This is a genomic window from Paenibacillus sp. FSL K6-1217, from assembly GCF_045040735.1.
Taxonomy (GTDB): Bacteria; Bacillota; Bacilli; order Paenibacillales; family Paenibacillaceae; genus Paenibacillus_AQ.
Window position 1 is genome coordinate 6589914 of sequence record NZ_CP150271.1, and the last position, 21228, is coordinate 6611141.

24 protein-coding genes are annotated in these 21228 nt (G+C 51.7%); 16 read left to right on the plus strand and 8 right to left on the minus strand.

The window, feature by feature from the left end:
• The 5 genes from MHH28_RS29105 to MHH28_RS29125 all read left to right on the plus strand — a co-directional run bounded on the left by MHH28_RS29105 (position 1) and on the right by MHH28_RS29125 (position 4656).
• Complete coding sequence (locus MHH28_RS29105; RefSeq protein ID WP_405108344.1) at positions 1-2025, plus strand: B12-binding domain-containing radical SAM protein; 2025 nt, start codon at positions 1-3, stop codon at positions 2023-2025.
• A gap of 131 nt (positions 2026-2156) precedes the next feature.
• Positions 2157-2690 (plus strand): GNAT family N-acetyltransferase, encoded by a 534-nt coding sequence (locus MHH28_RS29110; protein ID WP_405108347.1) that lies wholly within the window; start codon positions 2157-2159, stop codon positions 2688-2690.
• Entirely contained in the window at positions 2683-2931 is a 249-nt protein-coding gene (locus MHH28_RS29115) for a nucleotidyltransferase family protein (protein ID WP_405108350.1), read from the plus strand. The genes MHH28_RS29110 and MHH28_RS29115 overlap by 8 nt, the downstream gene beginning before the upstream one ends.
• Before the next feature lie 27 nt (positions 2932-2958).
• Positions 2959-3495, plus strand: coding sequence for a histidine phosphatase family protein (locus tag MHH28_RS29120; RefSeq protein WP_405108353.1), 537 nt, complete (start codon positions 2959-2961; stop codon positions 3493-3495).
• Positions 3496-3789: 294 nt separating this feature from the next.
• Positions 3790-4656, plus strand: a complete 867-nt coding sequence (locus tag MHH28_RS29125; RefSeq protein ID WP_405108355.1) for a hypothetical protein — start codon at positions 3790-3792, stop codon at positions 4654-4656.
• 400 nt (positions 4657-5056) lie between these two features.
• Here the strand turns inward: MHH28_RS29125 and MHH28_RS29130 are convergent, their stop codons facing one another.
• From MHH28_RS29130 to MHH28_RS29145, 4 genes are all read right to left on the minus strand, one after another.
• A complete protein-coding gene (locus MHH28_RS29130) occupies positions 5057-6019 on the minus strand; it encodes an alpha/beta fold hydrolase (protein WP_405108358.1) in 963 nt (320 codons plus the stop codon).
• 107 nt (positions 6020-6126) lie between these two features.
• The gene (locus MHH28_RS29135; RefSeq protein WP_405108361.1) at positions 6127-7095 is read right to left on the minus strand and encodes a type I phosphomannose isomerase catalytic subunit; all 969 of its coding nucleotides are present in this window, start codon (positions 7093-7095) and stop codon (positions 6127-6129) included.
• Positions 7096-7174: 79 nt separating this feature from the next.
• Positions 7175-7771, minus strand: a complete 597-nt coding sequence (locus tag MHH28_RS29140; RefSeq protein ID WP_405108364.1) for a class I SAM-dependent methyltransferase — start codon at positions 7769-7771, stop codon at positions 7175-7177.
• Positions 7771-8727, minus strand: a complete 957-nt coding sequence (locus tag MHH28_RS29145; protein ID WP_209879751.1) for a TIGR01212 family radical SAM protein — start codon at positions 8725-8727, stop codon at positions 7771-7773. The genes MHH28_RS29140 and MHH28_RS29145 overlap by 1 nt, the downstream gene beginning before the upstream one ends.
• A gap of 244 nt (positions 8728-8971) precedes the next feature.
• Here MHH28_RS29145 and MHH28_RS29150 point away from each other — a divergent pair, with 244 nt between their 5' ends.
• Both MHH28_RS29150 and trmB read left to right on the plus strand, forming a co-directional pair.
• Complete coding sequence (locus tag MHH28_RS29150) at positions 8972-9154, plus strand: hypothetical protein (RefSeq protein ID WP_405108368.1); 183 nt, start codon at positions 8972-8974, stop codon at positions 9152-9154.
• Between the two features lie 203 nt (positions 9155-9357).
• Entirely contained in the window at positions 9358-10074 is a 717-nt protein-coding gene (gene trmB, locus MHH28_RS29155; protein WP_076160578.1) for a tRNA (guanosine(46)-N7)-methyltransferase TrmB, read from the plus strand.
• Here trmB and MHH28_RS29160 read toward each other — a convergent pair.
• Together MHH28_RS29160 and MHH28_RS29165 are read right to left on the minus strand one after the other, a co-directional pair.
• The gene (locus tag MHH28_RS29160) at positions 10071-10325 is read right to left on the minus strand and encodes a hypothetical protein (protein ID WP_405108372.1); all 255 of its coding nucleotides are present in this window, start codon (positions 10323-10325) and stop codon (positions 10071-10073) included. The two genes, trmB and MHH28_RS29160, sit on opposite strands and share 4 nt — an antisense overlap.
• Positions 10326-10389: 64 nt before the next feature.
• Positions 10390-10917 carry a phosphatase PAP2 family protein gene (locus MHH28_RS29165; RefSeq protein ID WP_405108375.1) on the minus strand — a complete coding sequence of 176 codons (528 nt, stop codon included), beginning with the start codon at positions 10915-10917 and terminating at the stop codon, positions 10390-10392.
• A gap of 424 nt (positions 10918-11341) precedes the next feature.
• On the opposite strand from MHH28_RS29165, the gene MHH28_RS29170 reads away from it, so the two are divergent.
• The 4 genes from MHH28_RS29170 to rplT all read left to right on the plus strand — a co-directional run bounded on the left by MHH28_RS29170 (position 11342) and on the right by rplT (position 14015).
• Positions 11342-12583 (plus strand): glycosyltransferase family 2 protein, encoded by a 1242-nt coding sequence (locus MHH28_RS29170; protein ID WP_405108378.1) that lies wholly within the window; start codon positions 11342-11344, stop codon positions 12581-12583.
• Between the two features lie 285 nt (positions 12584-12868).
• Positions 12869-13366 (plus strand): translation initiation factor IF-3, encoded by a 498-nt coding sequence (gene infC / locus MHH28_RS29175; RefSeq protein ID WP_405108381.1) that lies wholly within the window; start codon positions 12869-12871, stop codon positions 13364-13366.
• A 57-nt stretch (positions 13367-13423) separates the two neighbouring features.
• Complete coding sequence (rpmI, locus tag MHH28_RS29180; RefSeq protein ID WP_036696104.1) at positions 13424-13624, plus strand: 50S ribosomal protein L35; 201 nt, start codon at positions 13424-13426, stop codon at positions 13622-13624.
• 31 nt (positions 13625-13655) lie between these two features.
• Positions 13656-14015, plus strand: a complete 360-nt coding sequence (gene rplT / locus MHH28_RS29185; protein WP_036649386.1) for a 50S ribosomal protein L20 — start codon at positions 13656-13658, stop codon at positions 14013-14015.
• 84 nt (positions 14016-14099) lie between these two features.
• Here rplT and MHH28_RS29190 read toward each other — a convergent pair whose 3' ends face one another.
• Complete coding sequence (locus tag MHH28_RS29190) at positions 14100-14642, minus strand: acyl-CoA thioesterase (protein WP_405108386.1); 543 nt, start codon at positions 14640-14642, stop codon at positions 14100-14102.
• Between the two features lie 307 nt (positions 14643-14949).
• On the opposite strand from MHH28_RS29190, the gene MHH28_RS29195 reads away from it, so the two are divergent.
• The 5 genes from MHH28_RS29195 (at position 14950) to MHH28_RS29215 (ending at position 20316) form a co-directional block, all read left to right on the plus strand.
• Positions 14950-16032, plus strand: coding sequence for a BMP family protein (locus MHH28_RS29195; RefSeq protein WP_405108389.1), 1083 nt, complete (start codon positions 14950-14952; stop codon positions 16030-16032).
• Positions 16033-16212: 180 nt separating this feature from the next.
• Positions 16213-17751: an ABC transporter ATP-binding protein gene (locus MHH28_RS29200; protein WP_405108392.1), complete on the plus strand. Its 1539-nt coding sequence runs from the start codon at positions 16213-16215 to the stop codon at positions 17749-17751.
• Entirely contained in the window at positions 17744-18820 is a 1077-nt protein-coding gene (locus MHH28_RS29205) for an ABC transporter permease (RefSeq protein WP_405108395.1), read from the plus strand. The genes MHH28_RS29200 and MHH28_RS29205 overlap by 8 nt, the downstream gene beginning before the upstream one ends.
• Positions 18821-19777 carry an ABC transporter permease gene (locus MHH28_RS29210; RefSeq protein ID WP_405108398.1) on the plus strand — a complete coding sequence of 319 codons (957 nt, stop codon included), beginning with the start codon at positions 18821-18823 and terminating at the stop codon, positions 19775-19777.
• A gap of 182 nt (positions 19778-19959) precedes the next feature.
• Positions 19960-20316, plus strand: coding sequence for a hypothetical protein (locus MHH28_RS29215; RefSeq protein ID WP_405108401.1), 357 nt, complete (start codon positions 19960-19962; stop codon positions 20314-20316).
• Positions 20317-20338: 22 nt separating this feature from the next.
• On the opposite strand, the gene MHH28_RS29220 is transcribed toward MHH28_RS29215, so the two are convergent.
• Positions 20339-20785 (minus strand): GNAT family N-acetyltransferase, encoded by a 447-nt coding sequence (locus MHH28_RS29220; RefSeq protein WP_405108403.1) that lies wholly within the window; start codon positions 20783-20785, stop codon positions 20339-20341.
• Positions 20786-21228 lie beyond the last annotated feature (443 nt).

Sequence of the window (21228 nt, forward strand, 5' to 3'; positions counted from 1 at the left end):
ATGAGAATCATCCTGGCCACATTAAATGCCAAATATATTCATACGTCGCTGGCGATCCGGCTGCTGAAGGCGTATAGCGAGCATGAGTTCGAGGATATCCTTTTGGCGGAATATACTATCAAAGATCCCGCGATGAATATCGTGTCTGACCTCTTTCAGAAGCAGCCGGATGTGATTGGCTTCTCCTGTTACATCTGGAACATCGAGGAGACGATCAAGCTGATCGGTATCCTGAAGCAGGTAATGCCCGAAGTGAAGATTGTGCTGGGCGGGCCGGAGGTATCCTATGAGCCGCTGTACTGGATGAAGCGGGAGCCTGGAGTTGACTTCGTTGTGAACGGTGACGGGGAGGAGACCTTCCACCATCTGCTGCAGGAGATCCGGGATGAGCACAAGTACCATTTCGTATACGGGGCTGCTTACCGCAAGGGCGAGGAACTGATCGTCAACCCTCCCCGTCCCAAAAGCGATCTCAACACCCTGCCGACCCCGCACCGCTTCCCGGAGGATCTGCCGGAGCTGAGCAAGCGGATTGTGTATTTTGAGACCAGCCGGGGCTGTCCCTTCAACTGCCAGTTCTGCCTGTCCAGCATTGAGGTGGGCGTACGTTATTACGATATTGAACGGGTCAAATCCGATCTGCTCTATCTGATTGAAGGCGGGGCCAAGGTAATCAAGTTCCTGGACCGTACTTTCAATATCAACCGCAATTATGCGATGGAGATGTTCCAGTTCCTGATCGACAATCATCAGGGCTGCGTGTTCCAGTTCGAGATTACCGCCGACATTATGCGTCCCGAGGTGCTGGATTTCCTGGCACAGAACGCCCCTCCGGGCGTCTTCCGCTTCGAGATCGGCGTTCAGTCCACGAATGATGAGACGAATGAGCTGGTCAAGCGCCGCCAGAACTTCACCAAGCTGTCGCGCACCGTGATGAAGATCAAGGCCAGCGGCAACATCGACCAGCATCTTGATCTGATTGCCGGATTGCCGATGGAGGATTACGCCACCTTCCGCAAGACCTTCAATGACGTCTTCGCCATGGAGCCGGAGGAGCTGCAACTCGGGTTCCTCAAAATGCTGCGCGGCACCGGGCTGCGCGCCCAGGCTGCCAAATACGACTATACGTATATGGAGCATGCGCCATACGAGATTCTCAGCAGCCATGTCATGCCGTTCGCCGATATTATCCGGCTCAAGCGGCTGGAGGATGTGCTGGAGAAATACTGGAACAGCCAGCGGCTGGCCCATTCGGTCAAGTATCTGATCCGTCATGTCTTCCCGTCCCCGTTCGACTTCTTCCAGGAGTTTGGCGACTACTGGGAAGAGCGCGGCTGGCAGAAGATCGGGCATCAGCTGGAGGATCTGTTCACCCGGCTGCATAACTTCCTGACGGACAGAGGCACGGATTCCATGGACATTGTCACTGGCCTGATGAAGCTGGACTACTTCCTCGCCCATAAGTACAAGCCGCGCAAGATCTGGTGGGACGATGTGCTTGATAAAGCAGAGTGGACGAAGCACCTGAAGCAGATTGCGGAGCAGCCGGAGCGGGTCTCGGCCAAGCTGGCCGAGGCCGGGCATAGCGAGCGGGAGCTGCAAAAGTTCATCATGCTCGATGTGCTGCCGTTCCGTCTAACGCCGGTGCTGGATTCGATCAGCGGGCTGCGCTATGACGGTTTGGCTGGAGCTGAGAGTGGGGATGAGGCGGGGATGCAGGCTGAAGCCGGGAACGGGAACGGGAACGGGAACGGGAACGGGAACGGGAACGGGAACGGGAACGGGCGGGAGATACTCGCGGCGGTTACAACAGCGGCCCCGGCAGAACGCGGGGGAGCTGGAACGGGCGGCGCGGCCGCTGCTGAGGCAGATCTGCTGCCTTCTGTGGCAGCAGTGGCCGATGGTGTGCCAGCGGCGGCCCTTAATGATCCGCACCCTGGTGCAGGTGATGGCCGCACGCTGCTGGTCGTCCTATATCAGCAGGATAAGAGCCAGCGGGCGCAGTATTATGCGCTGCCTTTATAGGGAAGAGTAACGGGATCTCACCCGGGCATCGGCCAAATGTAATCGAAAAACCGACCACATTTGGCGCTGCGTAGGTGCGTGGTCCGATGTAATCGAGCTAATCTATCTGTTATCAATTGGAGGATGTACAGATGAGTCAGGATCAGCACATATCATTGCTTAGGTACGGGGGCAAGCAGGAGGAACATTACAGGAGCCAGCTGCTGAGCTTTCGGCTTCCTGCGGAGCAGGAACAGTTCACCGGACTGCCGGAGGAGACGCTCCAGGACCTCAGGGAGGATAGCGGTAAAGCTGGAGTGATTATTGCTCACGAAGAACGAGCGGTGGGCTTCTTCATCCTCCATACCGGTGAAGGCATCTCCAATTTCTATCCAGACCATACCGGTGCGGTTCTGCTGCGCGCTTTCCTGATGGACTACGCCAGCCAGGGTCGTGGGTTCGCCAAAGCAGCGATGTTGCTGTTGCCGGATTTTGTCCGCCGCCACTACCCTGAGGCCCGGCAGATTGTGCTGGCTGTGAATGAACGCAATACTGCCGCCAGCCAGCTATATCTCCGCGCCGGATTTCAGGATCATGGTCTGCGGCGCAGTGGGACCAAGGGAACACAGCTGATTTTGCAATATGGGCTATCCGCTGAGCCTGTTGAGGTTTCTGCTGATGTATGAGGGGGATGTACTGCTTAACTGTCTTACAGAACTATTCACCCTCAATACACTGCTAATGGATATTTTCAAGCGTGCCCAAGGCTTGGCCCCGTTTCCGTACTACATTGGTGCAGGATGCCTGGAGGATTTATTTCAATTAATTCTACGGCCCAACAAAGCACTGATCAGCGAGAAGATCTACGAAGCGAAGACACAGAAATGGAAGTCGAAATGGCCGGAGCTTACAGTCGTTCCTTGGTAGAATATATGTACAGTTGGGGGAATATAAGTGACGCAATTTTATCTTATCCGCCATGGTGAACCGCAGTGGGATGTTAACGAGCAGTACAAGTTGAAGGGGCATGGCCGGGACCTGGTTCCTCTTACCTCTGCAGGAGCTAAACAGGTGTCTCTGGCAGCAAGGGATGAGCGTCTTAGAGATGCTGAACTGATCGTCTCTTCTCCGTACACACGTGCTCTTCAGACCGCTGCAATTTTATCCAAGGAATTAGGCTTGGACATAAGGATTGAATTCGACCTCAGAGAATGGCAACCCGACTTAACTTTTGAATATGATTCATTGGAGCGGCTGGCAGAGCTGGGGAGTGATTACGATGCTCATCATGGAGTCTATCCTCCTGGGGAAACTAAACTGTGGGAATCTAAGGAACTGCTGAGGAACCGTGTGGAGAAGGTGATTGACCAATATTTGGGCTTCCAAAAGGTGATTATCACCGGACACGGTATGGCTTTTCGAACCTTGGTAGGAGAAAAAGCAGAAATTCCACATGCCTCAATCAGTGAGTATACTAGAGTGAACACCTAATTGTATTTATCCTTCTCCAGTGTTACGATCAATAAAGAGATGCCAGTAAAGGAGCATAAACACTATCATGTGGATTACTCTGTAAGTGTGAATGAACTGAAGGACGGGCCGGCAATAGTGGAGATCACTATGCTATTAGGCATGTCTTTCTGTCAACTTACAGGGTATGCAGGGTGAATGGTTCGTATACCGGCTTCTGCGGATACCTAGGGTATCTTTTTTTGTTGCCGGAAATAGCATCTCTATGGCTCTTAACCTGCTTATCCTCCTAATGAGTGAATGGGGGAACGATATATGAAACAACCGAAATTAGTCTTAATCGAGGGTCTGCCCGGCTTCGGGAAGTCCACAGCGGCACAGCTGGTTTACGAAATTCTTACGGAGATGAATATGGGCGCTCAGCTTGTCCTGGAAGGGAATCTGGATCATCCCGCTGATTATGAGGGGGTAGCTTGCCTTACCCAAGCAGAATATGATGAGCTGTCGAGAATCTGCGGCGGTAATTCGGGGGAAGTATTAAGCGCGCACACTACCTGTCAAGACAACAATTATCTGGTCGGATACCGGAAAATAATAAATGCTTACGGTCCTCTCCTTCCGAAGGAATGGATGGACAGATTGACCCGGAAGGATGTATATGAACTGCCGCTGGCTCAGCACAGGAAGCTGATTACAGCAAGGTGGAGGCAGTTTACGGAGAGTGCCTTACGGGGGCCGGATACGTATGTGTTTGATTGCTGTTTTATTCAGAATCCTGTGACTATGGGGATGATCAGGCACGATGCAGCCGAGGAGTACATGATAAGCTACATTCAGGAGCTGGAGGCCATTATTAAGCCATTGAACCCGCTGCTGATTGTTATTGAACAGGACGATCTGGAGCTGGCTTTCCGCAAAGCTGTCCGCGAGAGACCCCTGGAGTGGTCAGAAGGGTTCATCCAATATTACACCTCACAGGGATATGGCCTGAGGCAGGGACACCGGGGCTTAGAAGGTACGCTGGAGGTGCTTAAGAGCAGAAGGAAGCTGGAAGATAACATATATAACCTGTTAAGCTTGAATAAGATAAAAGTAAATAATTCTGCATATGCGCTGGAGGCCTATAAGCAAGTTTTAAAGGATAGGCTGGCCGCCTGGTGTAATCCCCCTGCAGGTTCTTAGCACGCACAATATAAAGAGAGGCATCCCGTATCTGACGGAGTGCCTCTCTTTGGTTAAGAGATAGAATTTCTATGTTTCACACGACAACTTATCCTTCTATTTCCTGCTGAAACGGTACCGCTCTTTAAAAGGACGGTGCTTACAACCGAATACAATGGCTGGTGCAAGGCATATGGACCAAATGTATGTGGAAAACAGCATACATTACGCTCGCAAGCAGGCACACGGCCAGAATGTATGTGAAAAACAGCATACATTGTGCTCACAAGTAGGTATATAGACCAAATGTATGTGAAAAACAGCATACATTATGCTCGTAAGCAGGCACACGGCCCAAATATATGTGAAAAACAGCATACATTGTGTTCTATGCCATTGAACCTGGTGGGGATTGTAAAAACTAATCTGCCGTAGGCTGAAGCCGCATGGATTCGTCAGGCAGGTGGCGGGCGAGCCAGTCCAGCACATCGGCAGTGACTTCATCGCGGTTGACCTCGTTCAGCATCTCATGCCGGCCTCCCGGATATAGCTTGCACTCCACATCCTGAAGCCCCTGCTTCCGGTATAACTCAGCCAGACGCTTCACCCCTTGACCATTCGATCCCACAGGGTCCTTCTCACCCGCGAACAGGTAGACCGGCTTGTCGCTGCATAGATGCTGAAGAGTGGACCTGGTATGAAGCTCCCGCAGCATATGGAAAAAATCACGGAAGAAGCGGGTGGTGCAGATCGCCCCGCAGTACGGGTCGGCGATGAAATGGTCGACTTCCTCCGGGTCGCTGCTGAGCCAGTCAAAAGCCGTCCGGACCGGAGAAAAGGAACGGTTATACATGCCGAAGACCATTCCGTTCAGCAGGACGCTCCGGTGGTGGTCTCCCTGCAGCCGTAACTGAACCGCCGAGAGGGATTCCGCGAGCCCCAGCATGCTCCGGGGACCATTGGTGCCGCTGAGGATGAAGCCGCTGTAGATCTCATGTCCTTCCTCACACATCAGCTTCTGGGCCAGAAACGAGCCCATACTGTGCGCGAACAGGTAGATGGGCACATGCTCATGCCGGGAGCAGGCGAGCTCTGCCAGCTGGAGCAGATTGCGCCGCATCCAGTAGAAGCCGTTCTCCCCGCTGTCGCCGAGCAGATTGACTCTTCCGGCGGTAAGGCCGTGCCCCCGGTGGTCATTGGCATACACAGCATAACCGGCAGCGGTGAGCGCCGAGGCAAACCGGGCATAGCGCGCAGCCGTCTCACACATCCCGTGCGCAATCTGCACAATTCCCCGGATCTCTCCTCCGGTGTCCGGCAGCCATTCATAGACATGGATGTGCACACCCACCGGATCGGTCATCTTGAAGGTGTTCTCGATCATCGCCTGTCCTCCCGAAAGTTAAGTTCAGCAATCCTGCGTAAGACTACTTGGTTAAACTTCACCCACCCGGATACAGCTATGCATGAATGAATGCACGGCGTCTCTGCTTAAGGCAGATAAGAGCGCAGCACTGTGGACTGTCCTTCAATGCTGTATGCGCCAAGGCTGGAAGGGAGCAGATAGCATTCGCCAGCCGCATAAGGCTGAGAACCGCCTTCCCAGATCAGGTGGCCGCTGCCTTCGCAGATCACTAGAATGGTGAAGCTGTCGTCGCTAGTGGCAAGCTGCCATTCACCAGCCACCACACCTTTTTCAACAATGAAATAGGGAGAGGAGGCAATTTGCAGCCATTCACCGGCCACGGCACCATCCGTCTTCATCGAAGTCGCGCCTGCTCCCTCATAAGCGGTAACATTCAGCGAATCCTCAATATGCAGCTCGCGCGGCTTCCCGTCCAGACCCGGACGGTCATAATCGTAAATCCGGTATGTAGTGTCAGAGTTCTGCTGGATTTCCGCTACAACGACACCTGCGCACAAGGCATGAACAGTCCCTGCGGGGATATAAAAAGAGTCTCCGGCCGCTACAGTCACTTCCTGCAGGCTGTCCATCACCGTTCCGTTCTCCAGCGCGTCCTGCAGCATCTCGCGGGTTACGCCTTCCTTCAGGCCATAGATGATTTTGGCGCCCGGCTTCGCGTCCAGCACGTACCACATTTCGGTTTTGCCCAGCTCGCCCTTAGGCAGTCCGGCATAATCATCCGTAGGGTGCACCTGCACGGAGAGGTTGTCATTGCAATCCAGCAGCTTGATCAGCAGCGGGAATCTGCCGCCTTCTTCCGTAATACCCTTGCTGCCGAACCACTCGTGCCCGAACTGCTCACGGATGGCATCCAGGCCTTGTCCTGCCAGTTCGCCGTTGACTACAGTGGAGGTACCGTTCGGATGATCGGCAATCATCCAGCCTTCGCCGATATGCCCTTCCGGCAGATCCAGGCCGAATTTCTCCAGCGCCCGGCCTCCCCAGACACGTTCTTTGAATTCCGGCTGAAATTTCAGAGGATATGGTTTCGTCATTACAACATCTTCCTTCCTGATAATAGAATGATCATTCGTTTAAAGGGTGTGAACAAGTGGCGGCCGCCATCACCTGTGCTCAGCTTCTTTTCTTCTCAACAGCTACAACATACGGGGCAGACTCGCGCTGAAGCTGCCGGTATAAGATCGTCTGCGCGTCTTGCTGGGCCAGTCCGGCGGCCCAGGCTTCGACCGCAGCGGCTTCGCGGCCGCCGCCTTCATGGCCGGGATACAGCACGGCCGTGATGATCCCGCCCGGGCGAAGCAGCGCAAGCGCCGCCTCCAGCGCGGCCAGCGTGCTTTCAGGCTCGGTGATGATGGTCTTGTCGGCATCGCCTGCGGGCAGATAGCCGAGGTTGAACATCACCGCCGAGACCGTTCCGCGCCAGTCCGGCGGAACGGCTTCAGCCATCGCTGCATGGCTCTGCTGCAGCAGGGTTACGGGAGCGAGCGCGGCCGGCGCTTCCTCCCGGGCCAGCCGCAGGCGCTCACCGGCAAGCGCCAGCGCCGCGTGCTGGATGTCGAACCCGTACACCCCGCCGCGCGGCCCGGCCGCCTTGGCGAGGAACAGGGTGTCGCTACCTGTGCCTACGGTCGCGTCGATGGCCCGTCCGCCCGACGAGAGCCGCTCAGCGGTCAGCTTATGGGCGAAGCTAAGGACAGACAGGAAGCCCATCAGCCCTTCCTCCAGTACTTACCCTGCCAGGTGTCCCTGGCAACCAGTTCCTGGTCAATGGCATTCAGCACTTCCCATTTCTTGAGGCTCCACATCGGGCCGATCAGGGCATCTCGCGGGGCATCGCCGGTCAGCCGGTGGACGATCATGTCCGGCGGCAGAATTTCCAGCGAGTCAGCGATGAGCTTCACATATTCATCCTGCTCCAGGAAACGGAGCAGCCCGGCTTCGTACTGCTTCACCATTGGCGTTTTGCGCATGAGGTGGAGCAGGTGGATTTTGATCCCCTGAACCCCCATATTCGCTACAGCGGCTACAGTCTCCAGCATCATCTCATGCGTTTCCTGCGGAAGCCCGTGAATGATATGGGTACACACCCGGATGCCGTGACGGCGGAGCTTCGCAACAGCTTCAGTATAGCAGGCGGTATCATGCGCGCGGTTAATCAGATCCGAAGTGGACTGATGAATGGTCTGAAGCCCCATTTCCACCCATAGATAGGTGCGCTGGTTCAGCTCCGCGAGATACTCCACTACATCATCCGGCAGGCAGTCGGGGCGGGTGGCAATGGCGAGGCCGACAACCCCGGGCTGCTGCAGAATGACTTCATAATATTCCCTTAGCTCCTCGACAGGAGCATACGTATTGGTATAGGCCTGGAAGTAGCCGATATATTTGGCGTTCGGCCATTTCTGATGCTGGCGGTCGCGGATATGGTTGAACTGGGTGACCAGGTCATCCCGGCGGCTTCCGGCGAAATCGCCGGACCCTCTGGCACTGCAGAACGTACAGCCTCCTTTGGCGATGGAACCGTCACGGTTCGGACAGGTGAAGCCCGCATCGAGCATGACCTTGAACACCTTGGTATCCATCTGCCCGCGCATTTCGTAGTTCCAGGTATGGAACCGTTTATCCCCCCACAGAAGCGGAGAGGAGGCCTGTAGAAGATTAGACATGTGCAGCTCCTTTCATTAACCTTCCCATTGTATCAAAAATCCGTGATGAACGTAACAATCCCTCCCGGAATTCTGTCAAAAAAAAGCTGAAAATAGGCCGTGAATTCATGCGAACCGGCTTGAAAATGCTTACACCTTATGTTATATTTAAAGTGTAAAAAAGCCGCTGCAGCAACCACAATCACATATTTGAATTCATAATTTCGTGTCGTCCGGTCCATACTAAACCTTAGAGGTGATAACGATGAATTCTCCAACGGTATTTGCTGATAACAAAGGTTCGATTGATGTGCAGCTGACTCCCGATGAAGCTCTCGCCCTGACAGGCGTAGAATTCAACGGCAACCACAAGATCAAGACAGAAGCGCAGCGGAAGATCCGCAGTGCGTTCGAGAAGTCGTTTGATTTCAATGCCCCGGTGAAATAGATCAGAGTCCGCTGAAGCCTGCGGAACGCATTTCCAAATACAACACCAAGGAATTTTCGACCAGTCATTTAAGGCTGGACGGAAGTTCCTTTTCTTTTTGCCTGAAATTCCTTTACTTTTGCCGGTAAGTTCGGCACAATATTGCAAGTGGCAGTTATCCTATTCACAGATAAGGCAATAAGAGATAAGCGGAGGAGTACCTAATGCGTTTACGCGGAAGAAAAGGAATACGTGAAAGTCTTGAGGAGCAGACCGATCTGGTCATCCTGGAACCACGCAGCCTGAAGGGGCGCTGGTCCGAATTGTTCGGCAATGACCACCCGATCCATGTAGAATTCGGAATGGGCAAGGGCCAGTTTATCAGTCAAATGAGCTTCAAATACCCGGAGATTAATTTCATCGGCGTGGATATGTATGACGAGCTGGTACGGCGCGCAGCCGAGAAGGCCCGGAATGTATGGGAGCCGGCAGGTGAAGAGACACCGCCGAATGTGAGAGTGGCCCTGGCCAATATCGATTACGCGGAGGAAGTGTTCGCTCCCGGAGAGCTGGAGCGGATCTATCTGAATTTCAGCGATCCCTGGCCAAAAAGCAAGCATGCCCGCCGCCGCCTGACACATCCGCGTTTTCTGGACAAATACCGCGGGCTACTCAGTCCGCTCGGCGAAATCCATTTGAAGACGGATTCCCGCAGCCTGTTTGAATTCTCGCTTAATGCCTTTGCCGACTATGGTCTGCAGATGAAGAATATTTCCCTTGACCTGCATGAGGGCGGCGTGATCAACGAAGAGCATGTCATGACCGAATACGAGACCAAGTTCTATGGACGGGGCGTGAACATTCACCGCTGCGAGGCGATTGTCGGGGATGAGGCACTGAAGCAGTATCAGGCCACCCGCCTGGACAAGTACCGCCTCTAGGCTCCGCTCCGGGCAGCTTCAGCCCGCCCGGCAGCTGAACTGTAAGCTTGCAGCAAAAGGCAGTCCGGTTCATTCATTCCGGACTGCCTTTTGCAGTACTTGCCTGATTCCTCCTGTTCTGCGCGCGGTTTATCCAGCATATCAATAATGCTTTGGGCGCTTTGCAGCGGGTTGTACCCGGAGATGGCTTCCAGATGGGCGATCCGCTTCGCCCGCACATCCCCGTGATCCTTAAGTAGCTGCTTCACCATATTCTGGGCATGCGTATAAAATAAGCGGTGCAGGGCAAGTGTGGTAAGACGCTTGTGCCATGTATCATATCCACAGGGCAAGTGTACCGGCTGCGACTCCTGAGCCAATGACCGCCCCTGCGAGGACATCAGACGGATAGTGCAGCCCCAGGTAGATCCGGGAGAAGCCGACGGTGCAGGCCAGAGGAAGCAGGGCTGCAGTCAGGACAGGATAGGCTATCATATAAGGAACCGTTGAGGCAAAGATAGCGGTAGTATGGCCTGAAGGAAAAGAATGATCCTTCAGCGGATTGCGGAACGTATGGGTGTCCGGCAGGGCCAGATAAGGCCGCAGGCGCGGGTACAGCTTCTTAGCGATAGCGACAGGCACGTGGCTTATCGCCAGCGCAGCAAGTGCTTGCAGTCCTGTAGTTCTCCATGGCTGCGGGCACACTGCCCAGACCAGAAGATTGATGCCAATCGCGCTTGTTGCACCTCCGAGATGAGTGAGGTAGAAGAGCCAGAAGTTCAGAAACGGATTGTGCATCCGTCCGTTAATCCATTGAAACAGTCGCTGCTCCAGGAGATGCAGTTTCTTGAATAAAGGTCTCATGTCATGTCCCTCCGATAGTCCGGCTAAAAGAGTTCTGGCGCAGCTTAAGCAGCAGATTTTACAATCTGAAGCTGTCTTTATCATACTTTTTTAAGGAAGCCCGTTCAAGAAAAAGCTCAGGTCCGCTCGAAAAATGTCTCTTTTGACTTCGGAGCCCCAAAGCGTCTACAATGATTCAAGCAGGAAGATCGCGTTTATAAGGTAACAGAGAAATAAGGAGCCAGCCAGTACACTGGAATCCATATTCATATCTTGTGAGACGTGACATAACACAATCGGAATCCTGCCCGAAACTAAGGGGAAATTTTTGTCTACAGTAAGGGATGAGCAAAAAGGGTCAGATAGAACGTTAACAAAACGTTAACAAGCAGAGAGAGAGAGAAAAAGAACATCAAGACTTGGAAAAAGGGGGCATCAAAAGATCATGACAGACGCATTGTTTGTTTCGCTCCAAGTGATCTTGGCGGCAATTGCAGTTTATCAGTTTGGGTTCTCACTGTTTGGACTGCGCAAGAACAAGAGCAAGGTTAAGTATGCACCGCAAAAGTCATTTGCCGTGCTGGTTGCCGCGCATAACGAAGAAGAAGTGGTCGGAGCACTGATGGAAAACCTGAAGCAGCTTAATTATCCCCAGGAACTGTACGATGTATTTGTCATCTGTGACAATTGCACGGACAATACAGCTGCAATCGTACGTGAGCACGGCATGAATGCCTGTGTGCGTACCAACGCTAACCTGCGCGGAAAAGGCTATGCCATCGAGTGGATGCTTAAGGAACTGTGGGCGCTGCCCCGTCAGTACGACGCTGTTGTCATGTTCGATGCCGACAACCTCGCACATACGGAGTTCCTGACAGAGATGAATAACGATCTATGTTCAGGTGGACGGGTTATTCAAGGCTACATCGATACGAAGAACCCGGAGGATTCCTGGATCACTGCTGCTTACGGCGTATCCTACTGGTACATCAACCGGCTGTGGCAGCTGTCGCGCCATAATCTGAAGATGGCCAATTTCCTCGGCGGAACCGGAATGTGCTTTGAGACGAACCTGCTCAAGGAAATGGGCTGGGGCGCAACCAGTCTGGTTGAGGATTTGGAATTTACTATGCGCAGCGCCTCTAAGGGCGTGTACCCAAGATTTAATTATGACGCCAAAGTATTCGATGAGAAGCCGCTTACGTTCAAGGCTTCCTCCAGACAGCGTCTGCGCTGGATGCAGGGGCACTTCACCGTGGCCCGCCGTTATTTCTTCCCGCTGCTGTGGCAGGGGATTAAGGAACGCAGCCTGACGAAGTTCGACCTGGCACTGTACGGAGCGAATGTATACATTGTACTGCTTACGTTCCTGCTGACTGCTGTAATGTTTGTAGACAACGTATTGTTCGATGGTCCGAATATCGCCAATATTTACGGACATCTGCCGCTGTGGCTCGGGTACTTTGCCGTAGGAGCCAACATCCTGACCTTCCTGCTGGCCATGGTGCTGGAGCGGGTGAAGTTCAAGAAGGTCTACCTGTACCTGCTGCTGTTCCCGGTCTATCTGCTCTCGTGGTATCCCATTACGTTCTATGCGTTCTTCACGCAGAACAACAAGCAGTGGAGTCATACCAAGCATACGCGCGTAGTCCGGCTTGAAGAAGTGCAGAGCAAGCAGGTGTCATAATCTGCATTGCAAATTAATAATTTCAGAAGATGTTGACATCTTCGGTATGATAATGTATAGTATTCAAGTGTGCAAAACATAGGGATTGCAAGCAGAAGCACCGGCTTCTCACCTGAACGGCTAAATTGCCGACTGGTTTTGATCTCAATGCTTTATGAATGGTTATAATTCATGAACGTTGATCAAACGGGGTGTCGGGGAATTACCGGCATCCCTTTTTTATGGAGAACCGTAATATATTATCTGAAAACTATTCGGAGGTGGAGGATTATCAGTAAGGAACATATGATCAATGATGAAATTCGTGCCAAAGAGGTTCGGCTGGTCGGAGCAGAGGGTGAACAAATCGGGATCAAGCCGATCCGCGAGGCGTTACAAATGGCGATCGATCTTAATCTGGATTTAGTCAACGTAGCACCACAGGCGAAGCCGCCGGTATGCCGCATCATGGATTACGGCAAGTTCCGTTATGAAACGCAGAAGAAAGAGAAGGAAGCGCGCAAGAACCAGAAGATCGTTGATCTTAAGGAAGTCTGGTTCCGGGCTAACATTGAAGAACATGATTATCAGACCAAGTTCCGCAATGTAATCAAGTTCCTGGGTGAAGGCGATAAAGTGAAGTGCTCCGTTCGTTTCCGCGGACGTGAGATTACCCACGCTAGCATCGGCCAGAAGATCCTGGAGCGCGTGAAGACCGAAGTGGAAGAAATCGCTGTTGTTGAGCGCCAGCCTAAGCTGGAAGGCCGCAGCATGATTATGATTCTGGCTCCGAAGGCCCAATAATCCTGGAGTCACTTGCACAGCAAATTGGCGCCGCATAATATTCAAGGAGGAAACATCATGCCTAAAATGAAAACACATAGCAGCCTGAAAGGCCGCTTCAAGATCACTGGAACTGGTAAAGTACTGCGTTACAAAGCTCACAAGAACCACTTGCTGTCCCACAAGTCGAAACGCGCAAAACGCGTATTGAACGGCAATCCGGTAATGGCCCCTGGGGATGTAAGACGTTTGAAACAAGGACTCGCTAACTTGAAATAGTTAATCACACATTTTTGGGAGGTTTATTAATATGGCAAGAGTTAAGGGCGGATTTGTAGTTCGTCGTAGACATAAAAAAGTATTGAAGCTGGCAAAAGGTTACTTCGGCTCCAAGCACCGCATTTTCAAAACAGCTAAAGAGCAAGTAATGAAATCGATGGTTTACGCTTATCGTGACCGTCGCCAGACGAAACGTAACTTCCGCAGACTCTGGATCGTTCGTATCAATGCCGCAGCCCGGTTGAACGGTCTTTCTTATAGCAAGCTTGTATACGGCCTGAAATTGGCTGGCGTAGAAGTAAACCGTAAGATGCTGGCTGATCTGGCAGTGAACGATTTGAACGCATTCAACTCCCTGGCTGTTGTTGCCAAAGAGAAGATCAACGCGTAAGATGATATAAACCGAAAAGCACCGCCTGCGGGTTCTCCCGTGTGACGGTGCTTTTTTGTGCGGCGGGAACGGGCTGGTTCGCGGTTATTCCCAGTATTTCGTTGTGCTAAGCATGGCAGCGAGCTTCTTGCTGCTGGTGCGTCTTAGCTTGCGGAGGGCGGACCGTTCGTCCGCAGACTCGCAGATCAGCTTCTCTTCATCGGTCTGGGCCACAACGGCCGGAACAGGAGCTGTAGTGCCGTCTTCATTCATGGCTACAAAGGTCAGGAAGGAAGTGGCGGCAACGGCGCGTTCGCCGGTATACAGATTCTCCGAGATGATCTTGACGAATACCTCGATGCTGGTGCGCCCGGTCCAGGAGACGAAGGACTCGAAGCAGACGGAATCCGTAGGCCGGATCGGCAGGAGGAAGTCTACAGAGTCAGCCGAGGCAGTTACCACGTTGACCCGGCAGTGGCGCATAGCCGAGATGGAGGCCACTTCATCAATGGTGCTCATCAGCTTGCCGCCGAACAGCGTTTTGTGATTGTTCACATCATTCGGGAAGACACGGCCGGTTTTGAATACGCGGGACTCATGACAGTATTTGAATTCGGGTGCAGCTTGTGGTGTGTGTTCTTGTTCCATTTTCAGTAACTCCCTTTGCGTACAAGATGTAATCATACATGATAATAGAAAAGCCCTCCCTGTGCAATAATAATGTTAATGCACCTGGAGCCATAAGATACAATTTGAGGTTTTCTAACATCTAACGGACATATAGGTAACGGCTTGTGTCAAGGTAAGCGATTTCTTGTTGAAAAATGCAAATTATTATTGACCTGAGGTCATTAATAGACTGGATTTTAGCTTTTTTTGCAGGTATAATTTGTACTAATGGTATGTCCAAGCAGAACACAGAAGACATCCAATTTTCTAAGGGGGATCACTTTCGATGAAGAAGTTTTACCAACTATCTTTGGTTATGGTTATGGCCTTCACTGTCATTCTGGCAGGATGCGGTAACAATAACAGCGCTAATTCCGGCTCCAATGGGGGAACAGCAACAACCGCACCATCAGACGCAGCAGCAACAGAAGCACCGGCATCCACAGAGGCGCCTAAGACTGTCAAGCTTGGTCTCGTAACTGACGTAGGCGGAGTTAACGATAAGTCCTTTAACCAGTCTTCTTGGGAAGCACTGCAAGCTATGGAGAAGGAATTCGGAGCAGAGATCAAATATCTGCAGAGTAAATCTAATGCAGACTACGAGCCTAACCTTAACCAGTTCGTTAAAGGCGGCTATGATCTGACTTGGGGAATCGGCTTCGACCTTGGCGATGCTGTACTGAAGGTTGCCAAAGAGAACCCGAATGCCAACCTTGCGATCATCGACAGTGTAGTGGACGCCCCTAACGTTGAATCTGTAACCTTTGCTGAGAACGAAGGCTCCTTCCTGGTTGGTGTGGTTGCAGGTTTGACAACCAAAACCAACAAAGTCGGTTTCATTGGCGGTATGGAAAGCCCGGTTATCAAACGTTTCGAAGTGGGCTTCAAAGCCGGCGTAGAAGCGGTTAACCCTAAAGCAACTGTGAAAATCACTTATGCAGGGGCTTATGATAAGCCGGATACCGGTAAGTCTTTGGCAGCAACATTGTATAATGATGGCAACGACATCATCTTCCCTGCTGCAGGCGCAACAGGCAACGGTGTATTTAACGAAGCGAAATCCCGCAACAAAGCCGGCGGTTCCAAAGTATGGGTTATCGGCGTTGACAAAGACCAATCCCTGGAATTCGGCGATGATGTAACGCTGACTTCTATGATCAAGCGTGTTGACGAAGCGGTTAAGAAGGTTTCCCAGCAAGTGGTTGACGGAACATTCAAAGGCGGCACTACAACGGTTCTTAGTCTGAAAGACAACGGCGTAGGCCTTCCTGAAACATCCAAAGCCAACGTTTCTGCTGATATTCTGGCTAAGGTTGACGAATACAGTAAACAAATCATCGATGGAACAATTGTTGTTCCTTCCAAGTAATCCATTGCATCACCTTTACCCCGAATTAAAATAACAAGGGAGCAGGGCCGGTTCATGTACTGGCCTTGTTCTCTGTTACAACATTAGTTATAGACAATCACAACTGTACCGTCCTGTCTGGGGCGGTACAGCCGTGTCTTGAAGGCAATATTATATATATTCTGTGATGAGGGTGATTCCATGAGTGCTGCGGCTCCTGTCGTAGAGTTGAAGCAAATCACAAAACGCTTTCCCGGTATCGTTGCGAACGACTCCATTAGTCTGACGCTGGAAAAAGGGGAGATTCATGCGTTGCTGGGTGAGAACGGGGCAGGCAAATCGACCTTAATGAATATCGTATTCGGACTGTACCAGCCCGATGAAGGCAGCATCGAAATCGACGGGAAACCGGTTATTATTGATAATCCCAATAAGGCTATTGAGCTTGGCATTGGGATGGTTCACCAGCATTTCAAGCTTGTTGATCCTTTTACGGTGACTGAGAACATTGTTCTGGGCATGGAACCGAAAAAAGGTCTTAAAATTGACTATAAATCCGCTGCGGATCAGGTACGTAAGCTATCGGAGCAATACGGGCTTCAAGTCAATCCAAATGCCAAAATTCATGACATTTCGGTGGGCATGCAGCAACGGGTAGAAATTATGAAAACCCTGTACCGCGGAGCGGATATACTTATATTCGACGAGCCTACCGCTGTACTTACGCCGCAGGAGATTACCGAACTGATGGCGATTATGAAGCGGCTCGTTGCAGAAGGTAAATCCATTATTCTTATCACACATAAGCTGAAAGAAATCATGCAGATTTCCGACCGTGTCACCATTATCCGGCGCGGTAAGGTAATAGATACAGTAAATACCGCTGAGACCAATCCCAATGAGCTGGCTGAGAAAATGGTCGGACGCGGTGTTACGTTCAAGGTGGACAAGCAGATGCCTCATATTGGCGACAGCATCCTTAAGCTGTCCAATGTCAGCAGCAAGAGCAAGGATGGCGTACCTGTCCTGAATGGCCTGAGCTTTGAGGTCAAGGCTGGTGAGATTCTCGGAATCGCCGGAGTGGACGGTAACGGCCAGAGTGAGTTGATTCAGGCAATTACCGGTCTGCGCAAGATTGACTCGGGTTCGATCCAGGTCTCCGGCAAGGAGATTGCCAATCTGTCACCGCGTAAGGTATCTGAAATGAATGTATCCCACATCCCCGAGGACCGTCACAAGCATGGTCTGGTACTAGACTTCACCGTGAGCGAGAATATGGTTCTGGAGACGTATTATAAGAGTCCTTACAATCAGAACGGATTCTTGAACACAGATGTGATTAATCGGCATGCGGAAGATCTGGTGAGACAGTTCGATGTGCGTACGCCTTCCATAGAGAACAAGGCCCGGTCCTTATCCGGCGGTAATCAACAAAAAGCGATTATTGCGCGGGAAATAGACAAGAATCCGACTCTTCTGATTGCGGCACAGCCAACCCGCGGTCTGGATGTTGGAGCGATTGAGTTTGTACAGAAGCAGCTGATTGCCCAGCGTGACCAAGGCAAGGCTGTGCTGCTGATTTCTTTTGAGCTGGATGAGATTATGAATGTGTCCGACCGGATTGCCGTTATCTATGAAGGGCAGATTGTCGGAGAAGTATTCCCGCAGGATACGAATGACCAGGAACTGGGTCTGATGATGGCGGGCAGTCTGAAGCGGGGAGGCCATGCGGATGTCTAGACTCAGAAAAATATTCGCAACAGACAGCTATATCGTTCCGCTTGTTGCGATTCTGCTGGGGTTCCTGGTTGGTGCTATAGTCATGCTGATTGGCGGTTATGATCCTATTGCAGCCTACTCTGCGCTGTTCAAGCGTGTGTTCGGCAGCCCTTATGATTTCGGTGAAGCGATCCGTGAAATGACTCCGCTGATGCTGACAGGTCTGGCCGTAGCCTTCGCCTTCCGCTCAGGGATGTTTAACATTGGTGCGGACGGGCAGGTCATGATCGGGATGACGGCTGCGTCTGTTGTTGGCATTAAGCTTGGCGGGGTATTGCCAGCCTTCCTGCTGGTTCCGCTTGCGGTCATTGCAGCCGCTGTGTGCGGCGGGCTATGGGCGGGGATTGCCGGCTATCTGAAGGCCAAGCGCGGAATTAATGAAGTTATCACAACGATTATGTTGAACTGGATTGCGCTGTTCCTGTCGAATTATATTGTCCGGACGTTCCTGCTGCTCGAAGGGCAGAACCGGTCAGAGGATAATCCGGCTTCTCTCTCCATGACCTTCCTCTTCTCCACCTTCGATAATGCCCGCTTGCACTGGGGAACTGTGATTGCCCTGGCGGCAGCCACCTTCTTCTATGTCTATCTGTGGAAGACCAAGCAAGGGTACGAGATGCGTGCAGTAGGTCTGAATCCGCATGCTGCTGAGTATGCAGGAATGAATGTTGGACGTAATGTAGTGAAGGCCATGTTCATCAGCGGCGTATTCGCAGGACTCGCAGGCGCTGGCGAAGTACTGGGCGTATTCCATTATCAATCGGTATTTGCAGCTTCACCTGGTTATGGATTCGACGGTATCGCTGTTGCCTTGCTTGGATTAACTCATCCGCTGGGTGTCATTCTTGCTGCCATTCTCTACGGAACGCTGACGTATGGCTCGGCAGGCATGAGCTTTGGTGCGGATGTGCCGCCGGAGCTGATCCGTATTGTAATCGGTTCGATCATATTCTTCATTGCTGCGCAAGGCATTGTGCGTTGGGTGCTCAAACCGTTTTACTTCAAGCGCAAGAAAGAGAAGGTGTTATAGATGGACTTCGTAGTCTTAGGCCAACTGCTCAATACGACGCTTGTTTTTTCCACAGCGCTAATATTTGCCTCTCTCGGCGGCATCTTCTCTGAACGATCCGGTGTCGTGAACATCGGGCTTGAAGGCTTGATGATGTTTGGTGCCTTTGCAGCTGCCGTAGGCGGCTATTATGCTCAAGATGCAGGCATGGGCGAATGGGCTCCTTGGGTCGGTGTGCTTTGTGCCATGGCTGTAGGCGTAATCGGTTCACTGATCCATGCAGTAGCTGCGATTACCTTCAAGGCTGACCAGACGATAAGCGGTACGGTTATTAACTTCCTGGCCGCAGGCAGCACCCTGTACATGGTTAAGCTGTTCTTCGAAGGCTCAGGCGAAACTCCGCTGATCGACGGCTTCAGTAAAATGGCAATTCCTGGACTCTCCAAGATTCCGGTTATCGGAGAAGGAATATTCAACTCATATCCCACCACCTATTTAGCGATTATATTAGTAATCGTCATTTATTTCGTCCTGTTCAAAACTCCGTTTGGGCTCCGGCTGCGCGCGGTTGGTGAACATCCGAGTGCGGCTGACACCCTGGGGGTTAACGTTAACAAGATGAGATATATCGGCGTCATGCTGAGCGGACTGCTGGCGGGTATCGGCGGAGCCACCATTACGTTGACCACTACCGGTACGTTTGCCCATAATACGATCTCGGGTCAAGGCTTCATTGCCATTGCGGCGATGATCTTCGGGAAGTGGAACCCGCTTGGTGCGTTCGGAGCAGCTGTATTCTTCGGTTTCTCCCAGGCGATCCGCAACTATGTACAATTGTTTGAATGGTCCAAGAACATTCCGCAAGAGTTCATCTTCATGATTCCTTATGTGTTAACCATTATCGTACTGGTGAGTGCAGTGGGCCGTTCCTCGGCGCCCAAGGCGCTTGGTGAACCTTACGACCCAAGCAAACGCTAGAGCTACCGGCGTCCCATACCTGGTACTTAACAGAACAGAGCGCATTTCCGGTTTTTTCGGGAATGCGCTTTTTGTATTACAGGGTAGAAGCCGATACATTACAGCCCGAAGCCGGGCAGATGTACAGGCAAATACCGGGTGAGGCGAATAGACTGTTAAGAAACTTAAGGAGGAGAGATATTATGGCACAGCCGGTTACGAAAAAACAAGTAATCAACCTGATTGGGAAACATATTGTGGCGGTAAAAAAAGACGGGTCCAAAGTGACGGGCAAGTTGGTCCGCATCTCAGGCAACCGGCTTATCCTGCAGCGCGTCAGTGGTAAGAAAGTACAAACCAAGGCACTGATTCCGCTCGTGTTGTTTGATTTGCTGGCAGTCGGCACGGCCCCTTACGGTTACGGCGGAGGCTACGGCTATGGAGGCGCTCCATATGGGGGCGGTTACGGGTACGGTTACGGGCATGGTCCTGTTCCCGGTCCGTATGGCGGCTATGGCCCCGGTCCTGGTTACGGGATTCCGCCCATTGGATTCTTTTAAGTTATAGAGCTTGCCTGCTTCATCAGAGGAACTGTTTTTCAAGCTCATAGCAGTAATTTTGCGGTTGATAACGGGCTACGCTGTAGCCCAGTTTTTCATAAAAGGACAGACCGGCGGTATTTCCGGTATCTACAGAGACCTTCGCTCTATGGCATGCACGGGATAGTGCAAACCGCTCCGCCCTGTCCATAAGCATATTTCCGTACCGCTTACGCCTTGCACCTGGAGCAATAGCGAGCATATCGATGTATAATAAATCGCCATGCAGCAGGAAATGCACGAATCCCAGCGGATCACTGTCGTAGTCGGGACAAGCAACAAGTGTGACTCCCTGTCCCAGGCGGCGGGGCAGATCCTTCCTGACCTGATTAATGATCGTCTGCGGAAGATGGGATAACGGGACAAGCTGTTTTTCAATCAAGTCATAAATAATCGTGTCATCCTGCCTGGGTCTGCGGTAACGAATCATAAATACTGCCCCCTTCCACGCATTGTCGTACATCATATGCCCCCGGTGGTGTGGGCGTTCCGGCAAGAATAGAACAACATTTTATGAAGAATTTAATGTATAACCCGCAGATGGGTATTGACTAACCGTGTGAGGAATCATATAATGTGTCTAAACATTTAACGAGCATACATGTATCGGCAATGATGAGGACGAAGTTTTAAGGGCTCTTTTGTTCAGAGAGTGAGAGGAATTGCTGCAACCTCCACCAGAATCCCTTATATACGAGCTCACCTCGGAGCTGTTTCCCTGAAAGGTCCATCAGCAAGAGCGGTGGAATTATTAGGGGGAATCGTTTGGTCCGCGTTAGGGACTTCAGGTTACGAAGATTTGGGCCCTGCCTACATCGATGGATTTTTGTATCCTGATAAGGCATTTCATCGCGAGATGTAATGCAAACATGG

Coding starts and splice junctions, on each gene's coding strand:
- MHH28_RS29140 (WP_405108364.1), bottom strand. CDS start 7,771: ATGGGCTTCCTGTCTGTCCTTAGCTTCGCCCATAAGCTGACCGCTGAG.
- MHH28_RS29210 (WP_405108398.1), top strand. CDS start 18,821: ATGGACTTCGTAGTCTTAGGCCAACTGCTCAATACGACGCTTGTTTTT.
- MHH28_RS29125 (WP_405108355.1), top strand. CDS start 3,790: ATGAAACAACCGAAATTAGTCTTAATCGAGGGTCTGCCCGGCTTCGGG.
- MHH28_RS29170 (WP_405108378.1), top strand. CDS start 11,342: ATGACAGACGCATTGTTTGTTTCGCTCCAAGTGATCTTGGCGGCAATT.
- MHH28_RS29145 (WP_209879751.1), bottom strand. CDS start 8,727: ATGTCTAATCTTCTACAGGCCTCCTCTCCGCTTCTGTGGGGGGATAAA.
- MHH28_RS29135 (WP_405108361.1), bottom strand. CDS start 7,095: ATGACGAAACCATATCCTCTGAAATTTCAGCCGGAATTCAAAGAACGT.
- MHH28_RS29165 (WP_405108375.1), bottom strand. CDS start 10,917: ATGAGACCTTTATTCAAGAAACTGCATCTCCTGGAGCAGCGACTGTTT.
- MHH28_RS29130 (WP_405108358.1), bottom strand. CDS start 6,019: ATGATCGAGAACACCTTCAAGATGACCGATCCGGTGGGTGTGCACATC.
- rpmI (WP_036696104.1), top strand. CDS start 13,424: ATGCCTAAAATGAAAACACATAGCAGCCTGAAAGGCCGCTTCAAGATC.
- MHH28_RS29190 (WP_405108386.1), bottom strand. CDS start 14,642: ATGGAACAAGAACACACACCACAAGCTGCACCCGAATTCAAATACTGT.
- MHH28_RS29205 (WP_405108395.1), top strand. CDS start 17,744: ATGTCTAGACTCAGAAAAATATTCGCAACAGACAGCTATATCGTTCCG.
- MHH28_RS29160 (WP_405108372.1), bottom strand. CDS start 10,325: ATGGTGAAGCAGCTACTTAAGGATCACGGGGATGTGCGGGCGAAGCGG.
- MHH28_RS29105 (WP_405108344.1), top strand. CDS start 1: ATGAGAATCATCCTGGCCACATTAAATGCCAAATATATTCATACGTCG.
- MHH28_RS29200 (WP_405108392.1), top strand. CDS start 16,213: ATGAGTGCTGCGGCTCCTGTCGTAGAGTTGAAGCAAATCACAAAACGC.
- MHH28_RS29150 (WP_405108368.1), top strand. CDS start 8,972: ATGAATTCTCCAACGGTATTTGCTGATAACAAAGGTTCGATTGATGTG.
- MHH28_RS29215 (WP_405108401.1), top strand. CDS start 19,960: ATGGCACAGCCGGTTACGAAAAAACAAGTAATCAACCTGATTGGGAAA.
- MHH28_RS29220 (WP_405108403.1), bottom strand. CDS start 20,785: ATGATTCGTTACCGCAGACCCAGGCAGGATGACACGATTATTTATGAC.
- MHH28_RS29110 (WP_405108347.1), top strand. CDS start 2,157: ATGAGTCAGGATCAGCACATATCATTGCTTAGGTACGGGGGCAAGCAG.
- rplT (WP_036649386.1), top strand. CDS start 13,656: ATGGCAAGAGTTAAGGGCGGATTTGTAGTTCGTCGTAGACATAAAAAA.
- MHH28_RS29115 (WP_405108350.1), top strand. CDS start 2,683: ATGTATGAGGGGGATGTACTGCTTAACTGTCTTACAGAACTATTCACC.
- infC (WP_405108381.1), top strand. CDS start 12,869: ATGATCAATGATGAAATTCGTGCCAAAGAGGTTCGGCTGGTCGGAGCA.
- trmB (WP_076160578.1), top strand. CDS start 9,358: ATGCGTTTACGCGGAAGAAAAGGAATACGTGAAAGTCTTGAGGAGCAG.
- MHH28_RS29195 (WP_405108389.1), top strand. CDS start 14,950: ATGAAGAAGTTTTACCAACTATCTTTGGTTATGGTTATGGCCTTCACT.